The sequence below is a fragment of the Marinicellulosiphila megalodicopiae genome (assembly GCF_045862395.1).
Taxonomy (GTDB): Bacteria; Pseudomonadota; Gammaproteobacteria; order Pseudomonadales; family Natronospirillaceae; genus Marinicellulosiphila; species Marinicellulosiphila megalodicopiae.
Genome location: NZ_AP023087.1, coordinates 2,918,209 through 2,940,655, shown reverse-complemented (window position 1 = coordinate 2,940,655; position 22,447 = coordinate 2,918,209). Strand labels below are relative to the sequence as shown.

The window sequence follows — 22,447 nt, the reverse complement described above, 5'->3', positions numbered from 1 at the left end:
TGAGGTTAATGCTCAATTCATTTGAGAAGCAGTATTCTATTTGATGCTGTTTTGAATAAGTTATAAAAAATCAATCACACAATGTTACATCGGGTCTATACTGAAGATACTTTAAAATTTAGGAAGGTGGTTTTTTATCAATTGTATTGAAAACCACCTTTGATGATTAAAATTACCAATTAAAAGAGATGCAATATGGCTGACTTTTTCCAATTGAGCATTACCGATGACAAAATCGCAATGCTGTGTTTTGACATTCCTGATGAATCGGTGAATATCCTTTCAAATGAAGCATTAGCTCAATTACAGCAATGTATTAATGACATTGAAGCCAACAAAGAGCTAACAGGATTAGTGTTTTATTCTGGCAAAACCGATTTGATTTATGGTGCTGATATTACTGAGTTTTTAGATAAATTCGATACCACCGAAGACGAAATAGCCAAAGACATCATGTCAGTGCATGAATTATTTAATCAAATCGAAGATTTGAACATGCCGACGTTAATTGTGATTAACGGACACTGTTTAGGTGGCGGTTGTGAGTTAGCGTTAAGTTTTGATTACCGCATCATGCATGAAAAAGCAGTTCTGGGTTTACCTGAAGTCAAATTAGGTATATTTCCTGGTTTTGCAGGAACCGTTAGATTACCTAGATTAATTGGGGTTGATAATGCCATTGAATGGATTTGCTCAGGCTCAATGAAAAACGCAGACGTTGCCTTTAAAGATGGGGCCGTCAGTGCTGTATTCAGTGAAGATGACGTTAAGGCCGTTGGTCTTGCGCAAATTAAATTAATTATAAATGACCAACCCAATTTAGAATTATTACGCGCACCAAAATTATCTCCTATCAAACTAAACGCTACAGAATCCATGATGAGCTTTGAAACGTCAAAGGCGTTTGTGGCATCTCAAGCAGGCAGACATTATCCAGCGCCCGTGGCCGCTATTAATTGTATTCAAAAACAAGCGCAGTTTGGTCGTGAAGACGCCATTTTTGTTGAGTTAAAAGCATTTGCCAAAATTGCCAAAACATCCGTCGCCAAAAACTTAGTCGGATTGTTTTTAGCAGACCAAGCCTTAAAGAAAAATGTAAAAACCATCACTAAAGGTCAGGCTAAAATAGAGCAAGCGGCAGTGTTAGGTGCCGGTATTATGGGAGGCGGTATTGCCTATCAAGGCGCATCAAAAGGTGTGAACTTCTTGATGAAAGACATTAATAAACAGGGGTTGGATTTAGGCTTGAACGAAGCCTCAACGTTGTTTAATAAATTAGTCAGCCGCAAAAAAATGACCCCTGAAAAAATGGGCGAAAACTTAAACCGTATTTGGCCAACCATGAATTATGGAGATTTCAAAACCGCAGAGGTAGTGATTGAAGCGGTGGTCGAAAACCCAACCATCAAACAGTCTGTGTTAATCGAAGCGGAATTAACGGTAAATGATGATGCCGTTTTAGCCAGTAATACAAGTACGATTTCTATCGACTTTTTAGCCAATTCATTAAAACGACCAGAGAACTTTTGTGGTATGCACTTTTTTAACCCCGTGCATCGTATGCCATTAGTAGAAGTGATACGAGGCGCTAAAACCTCTGATCAAACCATTGCTAAAGTGGTTAAATTGGCAACCCAAATGGGTAAGTCCGTTGTCGTGGTAAATGACTGCGCGGGATTCTTAGTGAACCGAGTGTTGTTTCCTTATTTTGCTGGATTCGTGTCGTTGGTAAAAGACGGTGTGGACTTTCGTAGAATCGATTCCGTCATGGAAAAATTCGGCTGGCCAATGGGGCCTGCGTATTTATTAGATGTGGTGGGGTTAGATACCGCTGTACACGCACAATCTGTGATGGCAAAAGCGTATCCCGATCGTATGCAAAACCAAGACAGCAGTCCTATTGATATTTTGTTTGAACAAAAACGATTAGGTCAAAAGAACGATCTTGGTTTTTATAAATACGAACTAGACAAAAAAGGCAAAGTGCAAAAGGTAGTGGATGATTCGGTACTGGATCTTTTGAACGTAAAAGACAATGCAAAAATAACCGATGAACAAATTATCATCAGAATGATGATTCCATTATGTTTAGAGTGTGTACGTGCGCTTGATGAAAATATTGTTTCCAGTGCAGACCAAGCCGATATGGCGATGATTTATGGTATTGGTTTTCCACCATTTAGAGGTGGGCCATTTAAATACATGGACGACTATGGTGTGGCTAAATTTGTTGAAGATTGCAGAACCTATGAAAACATTGGTCCGTTATATGGTTTACCTGACAGTATTGTTGCGTTATCCCAAACAAACGAAAATTTTTATTCAAAAATTAACTTAATTCAAAAGTAGGGTGAACCATGAAATTACAAGATAATGATGCCGTAATTGTTGATTTTTTGCGTTCCCCTATGGGGCGTTCAAGAGGCGGTTGTTTTAGAGGATTACGAGCTGAGAATTTATCCGCTCACGTTATTGATGCACTGCTAAATCGAAATCCTAATTTTGATCCCGCACAAATTGATGATGTGATTTGGGGCTGTGTGAATCAAACAAAAGAGCAAGGCTGGAACATTGCTCGAATGATTTCTTTGCTCACTCAAATTCCAGTAGAAGTGCCTGCACAAACCGTCAGCCGTTTATGTGGCTCTTCCATGTCTGCGTTACATATTGCCGCACAAGGCATTCAAAGTGGAAATGGCGATGCTTACTTGATTGGTGGTGTCGAGCATATGGGGCATGTGGATATGATGCATGGCGTAGATGTGAATCCAACCATTTCATTACATGCTGCAAAAGCGGCTGGAATGATGGGGTTAACTGCTGAGTTATTATCCAAAATGCATGGTATTACGCGCGAAGCACAAGATGAATTTGCCTTTCGTTCTCATCAATTGGCTCACCAAGCGACAGTGAAAGGTTGGCTTAAAAATGAAATCATTGGCGTGCCTGGTTTAAATGAAGCGGGGTTAGCGGCAATAATTAAAGAAGATGAAACCATACGAGCAGATACGACTTTAGAAGGCTTGGCCAAACTGAAACCTGTGTTTGATCCTAAAAACGGCACAGTAACCGCTGGCACATCGTCACAAATCAGCGATGGTGCCTGTGCTATGTTGGTGATGTCGGCCAAAAAAGCAAAAGCTATGGGGTTAAAACCAAGAGCCGTTGTAAGACAGATGGCGCTTGCGGGGGTGGATCCTTCTATAATGGGTTATGGTCCCGTTCCTGCCACACAAAAGCTATTGAAAAAACACAAAATGTCAGTCAGTGATATTGATTTTTGGGAATTAAACGAAGCATTTGCCGCTCAAGCATTACCCGTTTTAAAAGATTTAAAACTGCTGAAATCACTTGAAGACAAAGTGAATATTCATGGTGGAGCGATTGCGTTGGGTCATCCATTTGGGTGCAGTGGCGCAAGAATTACAGGCACGCTTTTAAATGTGTTAGAACAAAATGATGCGACTTTTGGCGTGTCGACCATGTGTATTGGTTTAGGCCAAGGCATTGCGACATTGATAGAGCGCGTGTAAATCACTAAGTCGCCTACAGGACGTGGGCGACTGTTTTTAAAGGAATGATTTTAATTAGAAAGTTGAATCTAAAACGGCACGTCAAATTTAAACTGAATCAATTTATCGGTTTTAGGATGGCTAAATTCAATAAAATTAGAGTGTAAAAGCAAGCGGCTTGATGCTTTAAATCGAGCTTCATCTGCATAAAACTCATCGCCCAAAATAACATGACCCATTGCTAGCATATGCAAGCGAAGTTGGTGTGATCTTCCCGTTACAGGCTTTAATAAAACGCGGGTTTTATTGTGTTCTAAATCTCTTTCGAGTACTTCAAAATTCGTCACCGACACTTTGCCAGATTCAAAACACACTTTATAACAACGTGGGTTTTCAGGATCTTTTGCAATGGGCATATCAATGCAATCCGAATCCGTTTTGATAATACCATCCACAATTGCTGTGTATTGTTTGTGCACAGTACGCGCTTGAAACTGCTTACTAATGTTAGAAAGTGCAGGTTTGTTTAGTGGCAAAATAACTAAACCAGAGGTGTCGTAATCCAAACGATGCACAACGACTGCTGTTGGAAACTGCTTTTGTACACGTGATACCAAACAATCATTATTGTCAGGGTGGCGACCCGGTACAGTTAACAGCTTTGTCGGTTTATACACCACCACAAAATCGTCATCGGCATGAATTAATTCAAAAGGCTCGCTAGTGGCGGGTAATACGGTTAGTTGTGTAGGATCAAAAGTCATAGTGGGTATGTGTTGTTTAATTTTTTGTGATTATAGCGGTTTAGGATGGGATTTTATTCATTTGTTTGCTGTTTATTTAAAACCAAAAGATTAAAATGCCTTTATACATTCGTCAGCAAAAAAAGAGGCATTATGAAAACAGGCATTTATCAACATTACAAAGGCGCGTTGTACAACGTAACGCAATTGGTTAAACACAGTGAAACAGAGGAAGAGTTGGTTTTGTATCAATGCCAATATGGTGATTTTAGTTGGTGGGTTCGCCCCAAAGCCATGTTTTTTGAATCAATAATCAAAGAGGGGCAATCAATAGAACGTTTTAAATGGTTAAGAGAAGCATAAATTATTAGTTAATTTTTTTATTCTGAGGTAAATTTAGCTTTTTTAGGAAAATTAAAACATGCAAAACGATACAATTTCTTCGATTATGAATACCAAATTCGCATCTATTCCAAGTTCAATGTTGGTAGTGGAAGCGTCCAAAGAATTAATAAAATCTGAAGCATTAGGCGGTGTAGTGCTTGATGATGATGGGAAATTACAAGGTTGGATTTCTGAGCAAGATTGTTTGCAAGTCATTATTCAAGTGGCGTACCACAATCAACGTGTTGCCGGTGTATCTGACATCATGAAAACCGATGTATTAAGTGTATCGCCAGATCAAACGATATTGTCGATTGCTGAAAAAATGAGCGGTCCACAGCCTAAAAATTACCCTGTTGTGGATCAAAATGGCAATGTGGTGGGTATTGTTACACGTCGAGAAGTAATTAAATATTTGTTAGCTCATACTAAATAAACCGTTTTAGCCAAAGAGTAGGTGTCTTATCTGCTCTTAAATTACAATATCAAACAGTAACTACTCAATCAGAGGTATCAAAAAAGTCGTTTTTTTGGCAATATAGCCACCTCTGAATTTTTTTGAAAGTAGCCATGCCTGTAATTAAAGCCCCCCACCTAAATCATAACCCTAAATATTGGGCCGAATGCTTCGGCACAGCGCCATTTTTGCCGACATCACGAGCTGAAATGGACCTGTTAGGCTGGGACAGTTGCGACATTATTATAATCTCGGGCGATGCCTATGTTGATCACCCAAGTTTTGGTGCTGCAATTATTGGTCGATTATTAGAGTCCCAAGGTTTTCGCGTAGGTATTATTGATCAGCCAAATTGGCAAAACACTAAAGATTTTAAAGTGTTAGGTGAGCCCAATTTATACTTTGGTATTTCATCTGGCAACATGGACTCGATGATTAATCGATACACAGCGGATTTAAAATTACGCCACGATGATGCTTATACTCCTGGTAACGTAGGCGGTAAACGTCCAGATCGTGCGGTTATTGTGTATGCGCAAAAATGTCGTGAAGCGTTTAAAAACACTCCGATTGTGATCGGTGGTATTGAATCGAGTTTACGCCGTATCGCACAATACGATTACTGGTCTGACGAAGTGCGTCGTTCAATATTAATTGATTCAGGTGCCGATATTTTACTTTATGGTAACGCTGAGCGTGCCATTGTTGATGTGAGCCACATGTTTTCAAAAGGTCAGACTGTTGAAGATATGCGATACGTACGCGGCACAGCTGTGTTGCTAGATGCAGCACCTTCTGAATACACACAGCTAGATTCAACCAGAATTGATTGGCCGGGTAAACTTGATTTAATCAACAACCCTTATGACATGGGCGATAAAAAACATACTCCAGCCAACGAAGAAGAGTTCATTAAACAGCAAGAAGCCGAGTTACAAGCAATTAAGATGGTGCCAGCGCCTCTTAAAAAACAAGCCAAATTAGATCACGACGAATTATTGTGTATCCGTTTACCGTCTTATGAAAAAGTAAAAAGTGATCCTATTTTATACGCACACGCATCGCGTATTTTGCATCAAGAAAGTAATCCACATAATGCTAAGCCGTTAATTCAAAAACACGGTAACAAAGAAATTTGGATCAACACACCACCGATTCCATTAGAAACAGAAGAAATGGATTCTGTATTTGATTTGTATTACGCCCGTGTGCCGCATCCAAAATACGATGGCCAAAAAATCCCCGCTTACGACATGATCAAAACATCGATCAATATTATGCGTGGTTGTTTTGGTGGTTGTACGTTCTGTTCAATTACAGAGCACGAAGGTCGAGTGATTCAGTCGCGTTCTCAAGAAAGTGTCTTAAAAGAAATTGACGACATGAAAGCAAAAGTGCCGAATTTCACTGGGCAAATTTCCGATTTAGGTGGGCCAACGGCCAATATGTATCACTTAAATTGTAAGAGCCAAGAAATTCAGTCGACCTGTCGTAGACTGTCTTGTGTATTCCCATCAATTTGCAGTAATTTAAAAACCGATCATAGTGAAACAACAGAGTTGTATCGTAAAGCACGTGCGGTTCCGGGTATTAAAAATGTCGCGATTGCATCAGGCTTACGTTATGACTTAGCGGTACGAGATCCTGAATACGTAAAAGAATTAGTGACTCATCATGTTGGTGGCTATTTAAAAATTGCGCCAGAGCACAGTGAAGAGCGCACATTAAATATGATGATGAAACCAGGAATGGGGACGTATCATCAATTTGAAAAAATGTTTAACAAATATTCTAAAGCGGCCGGTAAAAAACAATATTTGATTCCGTATTTCATTGCAGCGCATCCTGGTTGTGAAGATGAAGATATGATGAATCTTGCATTGTGGCTGAAGAAAAACAAATTCAGACTAGACCAAGTACAAACGTTCTATCCGTCGCCAATGAGTTTAGCAACCGCGATGTATTACTCAGGTCGTAACCCATTAAAACGTTTGAGCTATAAAAAAGAAAACCAAATTACAATTACTAAAGACATTTCAAGCCGTCGTGTACACAAAGCCTATATTCGTTATCACGACGAAAAAAGCTGGGATGTATTACGAGCAAACTTACGTGCAATGGGGCGTGCAGATTTAATTGGATCGGGTGAAAATTGCCTAGTGCCTGCTGAAGAACGACGTCATGGTAATAACCGTTTTAATAGCAAAAAAACATTTGGTGGTACTTCTGGGAAATCGGTAAGTACAACAAAACCAACACATAATCGATCAGTGAAAAAAACAAATAAGTCCAATAAAAAACGTCAAGTAAGTATTAAAAAACTTGTAAAATAATCATTCTTAAATAAAAGGCTTATACATTTAATGATGTATAAGCCTTTTTTATGCATGAAATTTAATCGTGTATAGACTTAAAAAGTCTAACTGATATTTTATTATTATGTCTCATTCTTAAAATGTAATCTTAAAAAAATCTACATGAATCTTTTTTTGTCTAATATTGTTATTAAAAAATCCAATCTAAAAGTTATCGCTTCTTGAAACCAATCAATACTGTACTTTTTAAATTGAAATACGAAATGTAATACATAAAATGTGAGCTATGCTAAAAATATACCTATAAAGAATAGGTTTAATTATTTTAGTAATTGAGACATAAAATATGGTTGAGACATAAAGTATGGTTGAGACATAAAGTATGGTTGACACATTAAGTCTGTTTTTCAATGATCAATATATGCCTCATGGGCATTGTTTTATTTGGTATCCTGGCATTTTATGGACAACGGTTGTAGCTGATCTTCTTGTTGCATTAGCGTATTTTTCCATACCAGTTTGTTTGATGGTGCTTGTTCATAACGATACACTTAAGAAATTTAAAACACTTTTTGTGTTATTTTCAGCGTTTATTTTATTATGCGGATTAACTCATGTAATTGCCGTTTATAATATTTGGAATGGAGCCTACGGAATTCAAGCTGTAGTGAAAATGATTACTGCTATCGTGTCAATTGCAACGGCAATTGTCTTGTTAAAAATCGTGCCCCAACTTAAAAATATCCCAAGTCCTAGTCAATTAGCTGAAGCATTGGAACAGGTTCATACTGAGCAATTAAAAAACCAAGCAGGAGAGATATTTAAATTTTCTACTGAATTACTTCCAACTGGCGTGTTAATTATTGATGAGAATCAATGCATACAAGTTGTAAATAAAAAAGTAGAAAATACATTTGGCTATGAAAAGGATGAATTAATTGGTCAACCGTTATCTATTTTATTGCACACTCATTTAAGGGCATTACATAGCACTATTGTTTCTGAATTTGTATTTAATGAAACCAAGCAACATAGTATGGCCCAAGGTCGAATTGTCACAGGCAGGTGCAAAGATGGCTCAAGTGTGTCTCTAGAAATTATGTTAAATACACATATGTTCTTAGATCAAAAAATGACATTCGCAAGTATCAATAATGTGGATGAATCTACATCAGAATCTCGGTTGTATTTTGAAAGCACTAATCGAATCAAACGTGCAATTAATGCAACGAATGACGGAATCTGGGAGTGGAATTTTGTAACTGGATCATTTTGGCATAATGATCAGCTTGTTAATATTTTAAATCCTGCATGTTTGAAAATTTCACATTTTAATGAATTTATATCTTTTGTGCACAGAGAAGACAAAGAAAGAATAAAAGCCGCCATCAATAGTAGTATATTAGATCATCGGTCTTTTGAATTGATTTTTAGAGTAAGTGGACCTCAAAATAATTATTTATGGATAAAAATGCGTGGAGAGGCAATGTACAACGCAGATCAACCGGTTTTAATGTCAGGATTAATCACTAATATTCATGAGCAAATAATATTAGAAAATGCCTTGATTGAAAAAACAAATTTCATCGAAAAAATTCATGATAATTCGTTATCGGGACTTTATATTTTTGATTTAATTGTCAAAACAAATACCTTTATTAATAAAGAGTACACTAGAATTACTGGGTATACCCTAAGCGATTTAGCTAAAATTCAAAAACGAGATGGTGATTTAATGGCCTTATTCCATCCTGATGATATTGATAGGATGTTAAAACATTTTGATGATGTGTATGAAAATCAACAATCCACCATTGATTACCGATTTAAGCATAAAGATGGGCATTGGTTTTGGTGTTCTTCAAGAGATGCGCTATATGAAATTAAAGATGGGTTACCCACTTTGATGTTAGGGACTTTTTTTGATATTACTGAATTGAAAATTAAAGAGGAACGATACAAGTCTTTATATTTAGAATTTAATACAACCTATGATTTGGCTGCTATCGGAATTATAAATATGGATAAAAGCGGTGAATTTATTAGGGTGAATAAATATTTTTACGACATGCTTGGATATGATAAAAAACTAATTGATGGAAAAAGCATCGTTGATCTTATTCATGATGTTGATTTAGATTATTGTAAGAATGAATTTAAGGAGTTGTTAAATAAAAACAAAGTAGAATCGGTTTTTGAAAAGCGATTGATTAAAAAAGATGGAACCGCTATTTGGTGTAATTTCAATATATCAACCGTGAAGGAAAGTGATGGCTATATTAAATATTTTATTGCAGTTATTGAAAACATAACGGATAAACGATCAGCACAGGAGCAAATACAACAATCAAATGTTGCGTTAGAGCGATTTGCATTTAATGCTTCTCATGATTTACAAGAGCCCTTGCGTAAAATTAATTTGTTCGGTGAGAGTTTAAGTAATCGTCTAGTAGGTAAACTGGATGACCCAGATGCAAGGTACGAGTTAGATCGAATTTTAAATGCCACCACAAGAATGAGTGAAATGGTTAAAGGATTATTACAGCTGTCTCGATTTGGCCGTGAAAAATTTATTTTTGAACCCATATTGTTAAGTGAGATTTTAGAGTCCATAAAAGAAGATTTAAGTAATTTAATTAATGAAACAGGTGCGCAGATAGAATTAATCAGTGATGTGAATTTAGAAGTGAATAAAATTGGATTTATGCATGTTTTGATAAATTTGATTGTGAACGCTATTCATTATCGTAAACCAGAACAAAAAGCAGAAATTAAGATTTGTGGTAAACTCAAAGAAGACGCTATAGAAATTGAAGTGATAGACCAGGGCGTTGGATTTTCAAATGAATACGCTGAGCAAATTTTTGAGCCATTTAGAAGTTTAGTAAGTCGGCATAAATCAGGATCAGGCCTAGGGCTTTCTATTTGTAAAACCATTATTGAAAAACATCAAGGCTTAATCAGTGCAAGATTCGATGAGAATGTTGGGACAATTATTTTAATTAAGCTTCCGAGGTAGTTATGATAAAAACGAAAACATATGTGTTAATTGCAGAAGATGATTTGGATGATCAATATTTATTAAGTAAAGCAGCAATGAGTCAAGACTTAAAGCCTACATTGCAAATGTGTTTTGATGGGCAGGAAGTTATTGATTATTTAAATAAATGCGTTCAAATGGAGATGGATCTTCCAGACTTGATATTGCTGGACTTAAATATGCCAATTTTAGATGGCCATAAAACATTACAATATATTAAACGAAGCACGCAATTTAAACATATTCCGGTTGTGGTGTTTACGACATCCTATAGTGAAGATGATATAAAAATTGCATACAGAAATGGTGCAAATTCTTTTATCTCAAAACCACATTCACAAACCGAATTGAACGATGTGCTTAATGTATTATTCACTTATTGGCTAGATACTGTGAAATTACCTGATTTTAATCAATAACATAAGAATCAAAAATGACTGACTCAATAAAAGCTGAAAAAAAATTAAATATTTTGCTTCTGGAAGATGACTCTATTGATGCGCAGTTAATTAAATCATATCTGAATGAATCAAATACAATAGAATTTAATATTACCAGAGTAGAAACCATTCGTGACTGTTTAACAAAATTAGACACACAGATATACGATTTGATTTTAACTGATTTAAGTGTACAAGATAGTTCAGGAGTTGAAACTGTAAACCATATATTAACGAGTTATGCTTGCCCTGCTGTTATAGTGATTACTCAATTAGATGACGATGTGATGGGGGAGAAAGTTGTGCATTTAGGTTGTGAAGATTATTTGTATAAAGGAGATTTAACTTCTAAATCATTAATTAAATCAATTTTATATGCAATTGAACGGCATTACTTAACAGAGCAAATTAAAATACAAGCCGAACAAGACCCTCTAACTAACTTGCCGAATCGATCATTTTTATTCAAGCGCTTAGATCAGTTGTTAATTGAAAATAATCATAATAACATTGCAGTTGCTATGATTGATTTAGATGGTTTTAAAGAAGTGAATGACACATATGGCCATCGGGCAGGGGATGAGTTATTGGTGCAAGTTGCAGAACGCTTAAAAAGGAATATTCGTAAAAGCGATTTTGTTGCCCGCTTTGGTGGGGATGAATTTATTATTGTGTATCATCATTTTAATAATTGGGGACAAATTAAAGAATGTTGTGCAAGGGTTGCTGAATCTTTAAGTGAGCCTATTTTTGTTTACAGTAATAAACAATTAATTGAAGTAAAAGTAGGCGCCAGTATCGGTGTGATGAAATTCACCGATACAATGAGTTTAAATGAAATAATTACTGGTGCAGATAAATTAATGTATATCAGTAAGTCAAATGGTAAAAACCAAGTAACCTACACACAATCTTAAATCACTGAACTTAAAAAATCTAAGGAACCTGACAATTATTAGAAGCCTCTAGTATCTCATACCATTGTTCATCACTTAATTCACAATATTGCGCTTGAGATGCTAAGACTATTCGATCGATGTTGCTTGTGCCGGTCATTGGAATCACGTTATATGGCAGTTTTAATAACCATGCATAAACTATTTGCTCAACACTAATTGCTCCAATTTCATGCTGAATTTTAGTTAAGGTGCCAAGTAACCTCACTGCTTTTTCATCAGAAGTATCAAATATTTTCCCCCCCGCTAAACATGACCACACCATAATTGATTGGCCCGTTTTTTGTGATAATTCAGGCAATCCAGACTCTAAAAATTCTGTTTGGTAAGGGGAAAATTCAACTTGGTTTGTTACTAATGGTTCATCTATCACACTTTGTAATAAATCAAATTGTGTTTTTGAAAAATTAGAAACGCCAAAAGATTTGGCTTTGCCTTGTTTTTTAATTTGTTCAAATGCTTTTGCTACTTCATTAATATTCATTAAATAATCTGGCCGATGAATTAAGAATATATCCACCTGATCTGTATTTAAATCCGATAAAGATTGATTTAATGATTCTGTAATCGTCTTGAAACTGGAACTGTAATGATTAGTTTGTTTTGCATGTAATGCACTGTTGCCAACGGGTTTGATTCCACATTTTGAGATGATTTCGATTTTATCACGTAATGTAGGATCTGCTTTTAGAGCTTTTCCAAAAGGTGCTTCACTACCATAGACCAAAGCATGATCCATAGTAGTCATGCCAATTTCGATATTTTTTTCAATAAAGGCAATTAGCTCTTGAGTAGATAAATTCCAATGTTTTAAACGCCATAGCCCCGTCACTATACGGGCAATGGAAATGTTTTCTGTTAGCTGTACTCTGTTCATTTTTTTTCCACTTTAAATTGGTTTTTTGACAAGATGGGTATCTATTTCAATTGTAGTTGTTGGTTCATCATTTACTAAATTCACCACCCACTTTTTACTTAATAAACGCCACATACATATAAATAATTTAACGATTTCTTCTGTGTTTATTGCAAGGAATATCCAAAACATGGATAAATCCCAATACTTTATACAGATAAATGTTATTAAAATCCCCACAGCCCATTGGCAAAATACATCCATTGCTAATACAAATTTCTGATCCCCTCCGGCCCTTAAGATTCCAACGATGATAGTGATATTAACTGCTCTAAATCCACCGACAATTGCAAGCATTAGTAATACATCTTTAGCCATCTTTATGGTTTGATCACTGACACCTTGAACAAATATAAATGCATATTCGCGGGCAAAAAAGATAAGAATACTGACAAAAAATGCCATAATTATGGACCATAAAATAAAAGCATGAGAATAACGCCATGCATCTTCAAATTTATTAGCGCCTAAAGCATTACCAACGCTCACGGATGCGGTTGTGGATACACCGATATAAAATGCCATCAGTAATGATTCAATTGGCGTCACCATGGTTAAAACCGCCAGTTCCTGTCTGCCTTCTTGACCAACTAATACCACATACATGAAAATGCCAAATGACCAGATTAATGAATTTATAGAAAGCGGTGCACCAATTTTTAAAATTCGTTTATAGAGCTTTGATTCAAACCCTTCTTTTAAATCTTTGAAACTGATACTTAAGAAATGTTTAGTAGCGTAGATATAAGTTAACACTAAAATCATTTCAATTGCCGCGCTAATTGTGGTTGCTAATGCTGCACCCGCCACGCCCATTGGTTCAACATCACCAAATCCAAAAATGAATAAATAATTTAATATAATATTACTTACGATGCCTATGATAGTGAAAATCATGCCAACAAAAGATTGACCAACACAACGTAACGATGAGGTAAAGGTCATGCTTACGACAATAAAAATCATTGACGGTAATGCATAATTTAAATATTCCACACCTAAGGCAACCACTTCCAGGTCATCTTTGATGGTGAATGACATAATTTGCCAAGCAAACAGGTAACAGAGCAAAGAAAATATTGCGGCAATGGGTAATGCAAGCACTAAAATATGCGCAGTAGATTGCCTAGTTTGTGCTACTTTTTTTGCCCCCCAATACTGCGCAATTAAAATAGCTCCACCATTCACTAAACCAAATAAAGCCATCATGATCATAAATATTATGCGAGCACTGCCGCCCATAGCGGCTAATGGTGCTTCTCCTAACTGCCCTAACATGATGATGTCAGCAATGGATCTTGAGGATTGTAAAAGTACTTGAATCGTTACAGGCAGTCCTGTAGAAAAAAGCATAAATAAAAATGGTCGACTAAAGGCCAACTGCATGATTTTTTTTATCATTGGCAACTCTCCCTTCTTATCAAGTGAACATCAATGTAGGTACGTTGCTCAATGGAATCGGGTTCTTTTTTTATGATCGATATTAATTTATCTACTAAAATTTGACCTGCAACGAATCCATTTTGTGAAATCGTAGTTAAAGCGGGTTTGAAAAATTCAGCCATATCAATATCATCGTAGCCAACAACGGCAACATTTTCTGGTATGGATTTACCTTTTTGCTTTAAAACACTGATTGCAGCCATTGCAAGTACATCGGACCCAGCAAATACCCCATCAATGTCAGGGTATAGATCCAGTAATTGTCGCATTTGTTGTTCGCCACTTTGATGAGTGTAGCGCCCAAAGCCAGAGATGAATTTAGGTGAATTTAGGTGATGAATTGCTTTTTTGTAACCTTCAAAACGAGCTGAGACTTCAGGTGATTCTCCAAACCCGCCAATGTAAGCAATATTCTTTTTTCCAGCATCAATTAATGCTTGGGTTGCTAATCGAGCCCCTTCCATATCATTACCTGATACGGTTTTGTATTTTGTAGTGGTGCGCATATTACCCCAAAATACGATTGGAAAATTAGCTGGGATATGATCACTAAACTTTTCATTTTCATCAGTGGCACCAAATACAATTGCACCATCTACTTTGCGACTATTAACTAATTGAGCAATTTTTACTGGAGATGCGGGGTCAAAGGAACTGATTAACAATTCTTTTCCGATTAAGTCAGTTTGAGACAAAATGCCAGCTAGTACTTTATTAAAAAATGGATCTTCTTTAACTCTGACAAGATCATAATGATTTTCATCATACTTCGGGACCATCAATGCAATAGTGTTGCTTGTATTTAATGACAAACTGCTTGCACCATAATGTTTAATAAAATTATGATCTTTTGCGATTTTTTGAATCTTTAGACGAGTTTTTTCACTAATTAAAGGGTTGTCGTTTAATGCTCGCGATGCAGTGGACTTCGAAACCCCGGCAATTTTGGCGATGTCATCAAGTGTTCTTACGATAGGTTTAATTTCAGTATTCATATTATTTAGCACCCATTTAATTATTAAACCGGTTGCATAGGTTGTTGCAATCGGTTGCGTTTCATTTTTGGTGATTCTAAAGTGCTTCGCAACCGATTGCAATAATCAAGAGTGTTACAATATGTAAATTTGAATGAAATTCCTTAAAAATGAGAATGTATTCAAAAGAGGGTTGACCTTAAAGTGCACTTCAAGGTTTATACTGAATTCATTGAGACGCACTTAAAAGGGGGAACAAATTATGAAGATTTCAGATTTGGCAAAACGTTCAAACATGAATATATCTACTATTAGATACTATGAGAAACAAGGTTTAATCCATTCAACACGTCACCAAAATAATTATCGTATTTATCAAGATGAAGACCTTGCCACGATACAATTTATTAAACGTTGTAAACAAAGTGGATTTACTCTGGGGGAAACATCGACTTTATTGACTATAAAAGACAATAAGGCTGATCATGTGTGCCAGGAAGCAAAGAGCTTAACGCAAAATAAAATTTTGCAAATAAGCAGTCAAATTGAAACATTAAAATCCATGTTAACTGCTTTGACACAATTAGAAGTATTGTGTTGTGGAGGGCAGCATAATGCGAAGTTTTGTCAAATCATTCAATCTTTAGAGATGGAGTAAACATGTTTACATTAGTGCAAAATTTTTATCATATATTCACTGAATCTGCTCCTTTTCTTCTATTAGGGATGTTGATAGCGGGTATGATTAATCAATTAATTCCAAAAAAATGGATAGAAAATACATTAGGCACTAATCATTCAATCATTACAGCGGCTTTCATTGGAGCGCCGTTGCCATTGTGTTCTTGCTCTGTCATTCCCGTTGCCATCAGTATTCGTAGAAGTGGAGCGAGTAAGGCGAGTACTTCGAGTTTTTTAGTGTCCACACCGGAAACAGGCGTTGACTCTATTGGTATTACCTATGCGTTATTGGGGCCGATAATGGCGCTAGTTCGTCCTATAAGTGCGATATTTTCTGCGATTGTCACTGGTGTAATGATGCTGGTTTTTTCAGATAATGCCCCTTATATCAAATCGGATCCGAGTGAAACACATACTAAATCCGATGCATGTTGCGCTCATGAAATGAAACAAAAACCAACAATAAAGCAAAAGATCATTAATGTATTTGGCTATGGATTTGATTCGTTACTTAAAGATTTCATGAAATGGTTATTAATAGGGTTAATGTTTGCGGCCATCATTCAAACTTATGTGCCCTCAACGTTATTGGCGCAATATGGACAAGGTGTGATTGCAATGTTATTGATCGTAGCTGTGAGTATCCCTATGTATATTTGTGCAACAGCATCGACCCCTATTGCTGCAGGGCTGTTGTTGTCTGGTGTTTCTCCTGGAGCTGCTTTAGTGTTTATGTTGACGGGGCCGGCCACAAATATTGCAACTTTAATGCTAGTTAAAAATGAATTAGGTAGGCGTGAGTTGCTCATTTATTTGTTAAGCGTGATTGGCAGTGCACTGGCTTGCGGTGTGTTTGTGAATTGGTTATTTGCTAGGTTCCAATGGAAATTGAATGTCGTAATTAATCAGCAGCATGATATGGTTTGGATATTGTATCAAGTAAGTGCCGTGATATTATTGATTTTAATGCTTTGGCAGGTATTTAAATTGGGTCAAACTAAGATTCTGAATCAATAAAAATAAAAAACCAGCAAAGGCTGGTTTTTTTATTATCTAAAACTTAAGTGGGATGTATCGGGTGGAGGGGGTGGGGAATCCTCTTCTGCTACATCTAAATTACTGCCAGTATTTGCTATGGACCATGAAGAAAAATCAAAATCCAAGTCTTCAATGACAATAGCTTCGGCTAAGTAACCTTCACCAACCTGAGCAACTGTGATACTTGATAGGCTACCTAAGACTTCGTCAAAGTTTTCTTTAACCTGTATTTGTGGCTCTAAATAATCATTGTTGCCATCATTTTGATTTTGCGTATTAGGTGTCTCAAAAGTCTCTGTTTGTGGTTGTTCTTTAGAAACTACCATAGCAACAGCGCCTGCATTTTGCATGGCACCTTTGTATTTCGCGGCAGTCGCTTGGTCAACGTCTGCTTTTATTAGAACAGGAGCACCTGAGAATAATTGTGCCAGCTTGTCGTCAGATGCATTAAATAATGCTTTAACGTTCGCTTTTACAGTATTTAGCTCCGTGTTTTCTACGATTTGGCCTCGAAAAAATATATCGTATCGCATAGGATTCTCAAAGTTTCCAATTTAATAAGAATGGGAAGTATAATGGCAACCTACAAGATAGTCACCTTTAACCCTTCTTTTATTTTAAAGTTAAAATATTTATGTATGTGATCAAACGTCTTTTGAACGATTTTTTAGTTGCGATTGGGTTTTTAAGTAGATTGCCAATTGCGCAATGGGTAAGTTTTAACCCAGTTAATTTACAACGATCAAGTTACTATTTTCCTGTGGTGGCATGGTTGCTTTCGTTGTTGTTAGTTATTATGTATAGCGGCTTTTCTTATATTTTTCCTCAATCGATCAGTGTTTTTTTGATTGTGCTTTGTGGTGTTATTGTAACGGGTGCATTACATGAGGATGGATTGGCTGATGTTTGTGATGCATTAGGGGTTATGGGTGATCATCAAAAAAAATTAACTGTAATGAAGGATTCAAGGCTGGGTACTTTTGGTGTGGTTGGCTTAGTATTGGTAATAATGGGTAAAATATTACTTCTAACAGAACAGTCAAACATATTCATCGCTATTTTATTGTGTGTCTTTTTATCTCGGATGTTGGCTTTTTCAATGATGCTGAGCAATAAATACATTAAAACTCAGGGAACTAAAACAATAGGCTTTACCACTTTTAATAAAAATTGGTTTGTATTGGTGTTGATTGTTGCAGCTTTGCCAGTCTATTTTTTAATTACAATTCAACAAATTATTATTTTGATTGTCTTATTTATATTTTTACGATTGTTTTTGTTAGCATTTTTTCAAAAACAATTTGGTGGGGTGAATGGAGATTGTTTAGGGTTTACCCAGCAAACTAGCGAATTAATAATATTATTGGTATTACTATGAATGAAAATAAAGAATCAAATGATGTGCATGTGATTAACGATCAGCCAAAAACTCAAATATTGAAACAAATGTATAGCAGAATGGTATTTATGGGCGGGGCTGTTTTAGGTGCAATCATCGCTTATTTTACGGCACATACATTAGCTGTAGGCGTTATGTTCGGTGGAGCAGCAGCTTTAACATTAACGACGATATTCGCTAAAAATAAATCATTTAATGAGCGTTGGATATTAGGGGGAGCTATGTTTGTGTTTTTTGTAACGTCATTTATTGGGTATTTGGTGTATCGGGCATAACAGAGGTTGGTGTTGCAGTTGCAGTTGCAGTTGGTGTTGGAGTTGCAGTTGGAGTTGGAGTTGGAGTTGCAGTTGGAGTTGGAGTTGGAGTTGGTTGTAGATGAAGTTGAATGTGTTAATATTCACGCCAATAACAAAATAAAATAAAATAAAATAAAATAACATAAATAAAATTATCAATTTAAATAGAGTAACTTATGAAAAAATTATTAATGGTGTGTGCTGTAATAAGTGCAACTGTGGGTATGAGTGCATGTTCAACATTAAATTTAAAAGCACAGCAGGGAGCTGTAAAAATTGAAGTATCTAAAGTAGATATAGTTAATGCGTATCAAAATAATTTAAATGATTTATATCAAGTAATGAATGAAGGGTTAATGGACTCAGCTAAACAATCATTTGAGGCATTAAAATCTGAGTTTTTAGATGGTGAATTAATTAATTGTGAAAAAGATTTAGCCTGTGAAGTGATCGCTTATGAAAAGCATTTTACACAATTACATCAATTTATTTATAAAAATGATTTGTCAAATGTTGAGCCTGTATATATAGAAGCTGCATCCAGTTCAAGTGATTATCATGTGTTTGAAATGACGGGATTTTATGGGTTTGTAGGTCAGGATCATCAACGTTTAGCATTGTTTATTGATGTATTGGAAATTGATAGAAATGAAAAAAACAGTCCTTCTGATTTGATTAAAATTGAATCAATCGATGCTATTTTATATCGACAAAATTTGGGTAAGGCGGCTGAATTTAAAGCAATGGGGCAGCGACCATTTGGTAAAATGATTAGATTAGGTAAACCAGTTAGGTTGGAAAGTTTGTTTTATTCAATTAATGTTACTGATATTGAATTTACTGATTTTACATTTGGATTGTCTTTTAACTTGGGGAATCATGAATACGAAATCAATACCTTTAAAACTAAGCTAAAAGATATTAGAGAATATAAAGCTGCAGCTCCGATTCAGAAATCGTTATATTAATGGTTATACGGTTTGTTTTATTGGTTGTCTGTTTAGTTTCAAATGCTCATGGTGCAAAAATAATTGTGCCCGCGCATTTACAATATTTAGTAAATGTTAAAGACAGCCATAGTCAAATAGATTCACCTGAACACTATGTATACAGTGTGTTTTTTGATTTGATGCAAGATCAAGAAATTGAAATTATTTATAGTGACCAAAAAATAAAATCTGAAAAACAATTATATACAGGTGAAGTGGCAGGTAGTTTATTTTTATCTGAACAAACCAAAGATTCGAATTTAAGTGATCATTTTTTATATAGCAATCCCATCATTCAATCTGGGCAATGGAAAAATGGAATTTTTTCTTGTTATGAAAAACATGAATTAAAATCTGATTCAAACTATATAAGCGTATTAAGTACTCAAACTCAGCTTTTAACATCATTAAAAACACAATTTGATTTTCAATTTAAAGTAGAAAAATCTTGGGTGGAAATCATTAATAATTGTAAACAGGATCGTGCTTTGATTGTTTTACCTTTATCAATGGTCAATAAAAAAATAATGGGTCAATCTGTTTATTGGGCAGGTGAGTCGGTCAATATGATTCAGTCTTTTCATATTGTCTTTAGTAATCAACACCCAAAAGGTGGGCAATTACAAAAAATATTTAATTTAAGACTGAATGAATATGTTTTGCCTTCACAGAGTATTCCAAAATGATTGAAATCGGTAATTTATTAACCCATGACCAAGCTGAGCAATTGGCAATAAAAATTCGTAATGCTTATTGGGATATTGAAAAGTTTCCAGTTGACCCAGTTTCAATTGGCCAAAAATTAGGTATTAGAATTGTTGATGCTGTATTACCTGAAGATATTGCTGGGGCATTATTAAAAAAAATTGGAGAGGGGCCGATTATAATGTTGCATGGCAAAGATCCAATAAATAGGAAGCGTTTTACACTTGCTCATGAACTGGGGCATTATGTACATCGATTGGAAAGGGGGCATTTTGATGATCAAGAAATCGATCATGTCGATCATCGTAATCAAGATTCAAGAAAAGGAAGTGATGAAGAGGAAATTAGTGCCAACCGGTTTGCAGCTTCATTATTAATGCCTGCTCAAAAAGTAAAATCACTTTGTAAGCATAAAGTGGATGTGTATCAGTTAAGTGAATTTTTTAAAGTGTCGACTTCCGCAATGAAATATCGCTTAAATACACTTGAGATCGATTGTCCATGAATACTAGCGCTAAACAGTTGTGGGAAGAAGTTTCGAAACAAGCTGGCTTGCAAGACACTCAAAAAATGAGTCAGGATGAGTTGGATCAGCAGTCTAATCGAAATTTAAAGCAAAAATACGCCAGATGGTTTATTTATATATTAATAGCTCAATTAATAATGATGAACTTTCTAATTGTGTTGCAAGGGGTGAATGTGATTTCGTTAGATGAAGTGTCTTTTCGATTTTATACTACCAGTACGATTATTGAAGTATTTGGTGTGATTGTGATTATTGTGAAAAATTTATTTCCCTCTAAATAATGTTGTGTATTTGTTTTCTAATTGTGACGTTATAGTCAGCTTGCTCTTCATGTTATTAACATTTAGTAGCTAATTGTACATAATGATTTTTAAGTTTTTAGACAAGCATGTTTTATTATACGATTACTTTTTTTTGAAGTTGGATGTGATTAAAGTAAGCAGGATGTGGTTCGTTTAATCGGGTGCTTGTTTAAAGACTTTTTATAGGAAATATTTATAAACCAATGCATTTTCATTTGGGTTAATATAATAGTTTTTTCGTTCATTTAAAAACGTCATACCAAGGCTTTCGTATAATTGAATAGCACTTGTATTGCTTTTTCGAACTTCGAGCATGATTTCATAATTCGGATAATGGGTTCTTATATATTGAAATAGCTTCCTTGAGAGTCCTTTTCTTTTAAAATCATTAGCTGTCGTTATATATAAAATATCAATTAATTCAAATCCTTTTTGGATTGCCATCCACGCTATGATGGTATGATCGTCTAGTGTCACACAGAAACAACATTGTTGATTGATTGCATTTTTTAATGCAAATGTTTGGTAAGGGGTAGTTGAGCTGGTTTGATTGATGGCTTCTAATACGTCAAAATCATTAATAGTTGCCTGCCTAATTGTTATTTTATCAGTTGCCATAAACTTTGTTTTGCATGACTTGAGTGCATGGATTGTTCTAAAGTAGGTAGGGGTATAATATTTAATTCTTTCACAGCTTTTTTGATTTCATCAGCATTAAGTTCTAAATCTTCTAACAAATTACCAAATATCAATACTTGCTCAAATTTTAAATCTTGCTGATGGGTGATCAGTTGTTCTTTGAAAAAACTTTGCGCAACACTTAAGCCTTGTTCTGCTCGTTCATGCTTAAATAATGGCCACTGATAAATATGAGTTTTGATAATATTCGGTTTTTCGTTTGTTTTGGCAAAAATAACATTTTGCAAAAACTGAAGCTGAAACGTGCTGATGTCCTGTTGGTTTTCTAAATTAAGTGGTACAAAACAAAAAAACTGATTAATACAAATGGCTTGGTAGCGAAACTTAGGTGTTTTTTGAGGGATAATCGGTTCTTGTTCGGCGGGCTTGCTGTCAACTTGAGTTGAAATCGTCACACTTTGAATGGCTTCTTGTGCAGCATTTGAAATCGGCGTTGTTGGCGCTGCTGTTCTGGTTTTTGAGTGTTCAGTTGTGCTTGGTGTTTGTGCTGAGATTGTTTCTAGTTGCGGCTCATTAATTACCTCATTAATGGCCGCCTCAATCAAAATAGATTTAGCCGCATTGGGCATTTGGTAGCGGCTATGCCACTTCGTAATGCCCATGTGCTGTAATACGCGGCTAGAATTCATAAT

Annotated in this window: 23 protein-coding genes; 16 read left to right on the top strand and 7 right to left on the bottom strand. The window is 35.6% G+C overall.

The genetic code is table 11. The features are described 5' to 3' along the window. Window positions 1-195 precede the first annotated feature (195 nt). Window positions 196-2,349 carry a fatty acid oxidation complex subunit alpha FadB gene (gene fadB, locus TYM08_RS12675; protein WP_422379516.1) on the top strand — a complete coding sequence of 718 codons (2,154 nt, stop codon included), beginning with the start codon at window positions 196-198 and terminating at the stop codon, window positions 2,347-2,349. A gap of 8 nt (window positions 2,350-2,357) precedes the next feature. Next, window positions 2,358-3,533, top strand: coding sequence for an acetyl-CoA C-acyltransferase FadA (gene fadA / locus TYM08_RS12670; protein ID WP_422379515.1), 1,176 nt, complete (start codon window positions 2,358-2,360; stop codon window positions 3,531-3,533). Between the two features lie 68 nt (window positions 3,534-3,601). Here the strand turns inward: fadA and TYM08_RS12665 are convergent, their stop codons facing one another. After that, window positions 3,602-4,276, bottom strand: a complete 675-nt coding sequence (locus TYM08_RS12665; protein WP_422379514.1) for an RluA family pseudouridine synthase — start codon at window positions 4,274-4,276, stop codon at window positions 3,602-3,604. A gap of 132 nt (window positions 4,277-4,408) precedes the next feature. On the opposite strand from TYM08_RS12665, the gene TYM08_RS12660 reads away from it, so the two are divergent. The 6 genes from TYM08_RS12660 (at window position 4,409) to TYM08_RS12635 (ending at window position 11,808) form a co-directional block, all read left to right on the top strand. Then, entirely contained in the window at window positions 4,409-4,618 is a 210-nt protein-coding gene (locus TYM08_RS12660) for a DUF1653 domain-containing protein (protein ID WP_422379513.1), read from the top strand. Window positions 4,619-4,676: 58 nt separating this feature from the next. Next, a complete protein-coding gene (locus tag TYM08_RS12655; RefSeq protein ID WP_422379512.1) occupies window positions 4,677-5,075 on the top strand; it encodes a CBS domain-containing protein in 399 nt (132 codons plus the stop codon). A gap of 134 nt (window positions 5,076-5,209) precedes the next feature. After that, complete coding sequence (locus TYM08_RS12650) at window positions 5,210-7,429, top strand: YgiQ family radical SAM protein (protein WP_422379511.1); 2,220 nt, start codon at window positions 5,210-5,212, stop codon at window positions 7,427-7,429. 364 nt (window positions 7,430-7,793) lie between these two features. Continuing rightward, window positions 7,794-10,430: a PAS domain S-box protein gene (locus tag TYM08_RS12645; protein WP_422379510.1), complete on the top strand. Its 2,637-nt coding sequence runs from the start codon at window positions 7,794-7,796 to the stop codon at window positions 10,428-10,430. Between the two features lie 2 nt (window positions 10,431-10,432). Next, on the top strand, window positions 10,433-10,870 hold the full coding sequence (locus TYM08_RS12640; protein ID WP_422379509.1) for a response regulator: 438 nt from the start codon (window positions 10,433-10,435) through the stop codon (window positions 10,868-10,870). A 14-nt stretch (window positions 10,871-10,884) separates the two neighbouring features. Beyond that, complete coding sequence (locus TYM08_RS12635; RefSeq protein WP_422379508.1) at window positions 10,885-11,808, top strand: diguanylate cyclase domain-containing protein; 924 nt, start codon at window positions 10,885-10,887, stop codon at window positions 11,806-11,808. 19 nt (window positions 11,809-11,827) lie between these two features. Here TYM08_RS12635 and TYM08_RS12630 read toward each other — a convergent pair whose 3' ends face one another. Genes TYM08_RS12630 through TYM08_RS12620 form a run of 3 tightly spaced genes read right to left on the bottom strand, consistent with a single transcriptional unit; the run spans window position 11,828 to window position 15,201 of the window. After that, window positions 11,828-12,724, bottom strand: coding sequence for an aldo/keto reductase (locus tag TYM08_RS12630; protein WP_422379507.1), 897 nt, complete (start codon window positions 12,722-12,724; stop codon window positions 11,828-11,830). Window positions 12,725-12,736: 12 nt separating this feature from the next. Then, window positions 12,737-14,164 carry an MATE family efflux transporter gene (locus TYM08_RS12625; RefSeq protein WP_422379506.1) on the bottom strand — a complete coding sequence of 476 codons (1,428 nt, stop codon included), beginning with the start codon at window positions 14,162-14,164 and terminating at the stop codon, window positions 12,737-12,739. Then, window positions 14,161-15,201 carry a LacI family DNA-binding transcriptional regulator gene (locus tag TYM08_RS12620; RefSeq protein WP_422379505.1) on the bottom strand — a complete coding sequence of 347 codons (1,041 nt, stop codon included), beginning with the start codon at window positions 15,199-15,201 and terminating at the stop codon, window positions 14,161-14,163. The genes TYM08_RS12625 and TYM08_RS12620 overlap by 4 nt, the downstream gene beginning before the upstream one ends. A gap of 241 nt (window positions 15,202-15,442) precedes the next feature. Between TYM08_RS12620 and TYM08_RS12615 the strand changes: the two genes are divergently transcribed. Together TYM08_RS12615 and TYM08_RS12610 are read left to right on the top strand one after the other, a co-directional pair. Then, complete coding sequence (locus TYM08_RS12615; protein WP_422379504.1) at window positions 15,443-15,838, top strand: MerR family transcriptional regulator; 396 nt, start codon at window positions 15,443-15,445, stop codon at window positions 15,836-15,838. 2 nt (window positions 15,839-15,840) lie between these two features. Further along, window positions 15,841-16,878, top strand: a complete 1,038-nt coding sequence (locus TYM08_RS12610; protein ID WP_422379503.1) for an SO_0444 family Cu/Zn efflux transporter — start codon at window positions 15,841-15,843, stop codon at window positions 16,876-16,878. Window positions 16,879-16,910: 32 nt separating this feature from the next. On the opposite strand, the gene TYM08_RS12605 is transcribed toward TYM08_RS12610, so the two are convergent. Next, window positions 16,911-17,432, bottom strand: coding sequence for a hypothetical protein (locus TYM08_RS12605; RefSeq protein ID WP_422379502.1), 522 nt, complete (start codon window positions 17,430-17,432; stop codon window positions 16,911-16,913). Window positions 17,433-17,533: 101 nt separating this feature from the next. On the opposite strand from TYM08_RS12605, the gene cobS reads away from it, so the two are divergent. The 6 genes from cobS to TYM08_RS12575 all read left to right on the top strand — a co-directional run bounded on the left by cobS (window position 17,534) and on the right by TYM08_RS12575 (window position 21,095). Continuing rightward, a complete protein-coding gene (gene cobS, locus TYM08_RS12600; protein ID WP_422379501.1) occupies window positions 17,534-18,277 on the top strand; it encodes an adenosylcobinamide-GDP ribazoletransferase in 744 nt (247 codons plus the stop codon). After that, window positions 18,274-18,573 (top strand): hypothetical protein, encoded by a 300-nt coding sequence (locus tag TYM08_RS12595; RefSeq protein ID WP_422379500.1) that lies wholly within the window; start codon window positions 18,274-18,276, stop codon window positions 18,571-18,573. Before cobS ends, TYM08_RS12595 begins: the two co-directional genes overlap by 4 nt. Before the next feature lie 197 nt (window positions 18,574-18,770). Then, on the top strand, window positions 18,771-19,562 hold the full coding sequence (locus TYM08_RS12590) for a hypothetical protein (protein ID WP_422379499.1): 792 nt from the start codon (window positions 18,771-18,773) through the stop codon (window positions 19,560-19,562). Further along, entirely contained in the window at window positions 19,562-20,269 is a 708-nt protein-coding gene (locus TYM08_RS12585; protein ID WP_422379498.1) for a hypothetical protein, read from the top strand. Before TYM08_RS12590 ends, TYM08_RS12585 begins: the two co-directional genes overlap by 1 nt. Then, entirely contained in the window at window positions 20,266-20,793 is a 528-nt protein-coding gene (locus TYM08_RS12580) for an ImmA/IrrE family metallo-endopeptidase (RefSeq protein ID WP_422379497.1), read from the top strand. The genes TYM08_RS12585 and TYM08_RS12580 overlap by 4 nt, the downstream gene beginning before the upstream one ends. Beyond that, the gene (locus tag TYM08_RS12575) at window positions 20,790-21,095 is read left to right on the top strand and encodes a hypothetical protein (protein ID WP_422379496.1); all 306 of its coding nucleotides are present in this window, start codon (window positions 20,790-20,792) and stop codon (window positions 21,093-21,095) included. Before TYM08_RS12580 ends, TYM08_RS12575 begins: the two co-directional genes overlap by 4 nt. Window positions 21,096-21,296: 201 nt before the next feature. On the opposite strand, the gene TYM08_RS12570 is transcribed toward TYM08_RS12575, so the two are convergent. Then, window positions 21,297-21,734 (bottom strand): GNAT family N-acetyltransferase, encoded by a 438-nt coding sequence (locus tag TYM08_RS12570; protein ID WP_422379495.1) that lies wholly within the window; start codon window positions 21,732-21,734, stop codon window positions 21,297-21,299. Next, window positions 21,716-22,444, bottom strand: a complete 729-nt coding sequence (locus TYM08_RS12565) for a hypothetical protein (RefSeq protein ID WP_422379494.1) — start codon at window positions 22,442-22,444, stop codon at window positions 21,716-21,718. Before TYM08_RS12565 ends, TYM08_RS12570 begins: the two co-directional genes overlap by 19 nt. Between the last annotated feature and the right edge of the window lie 3 nt (window positions 22,445-22,447).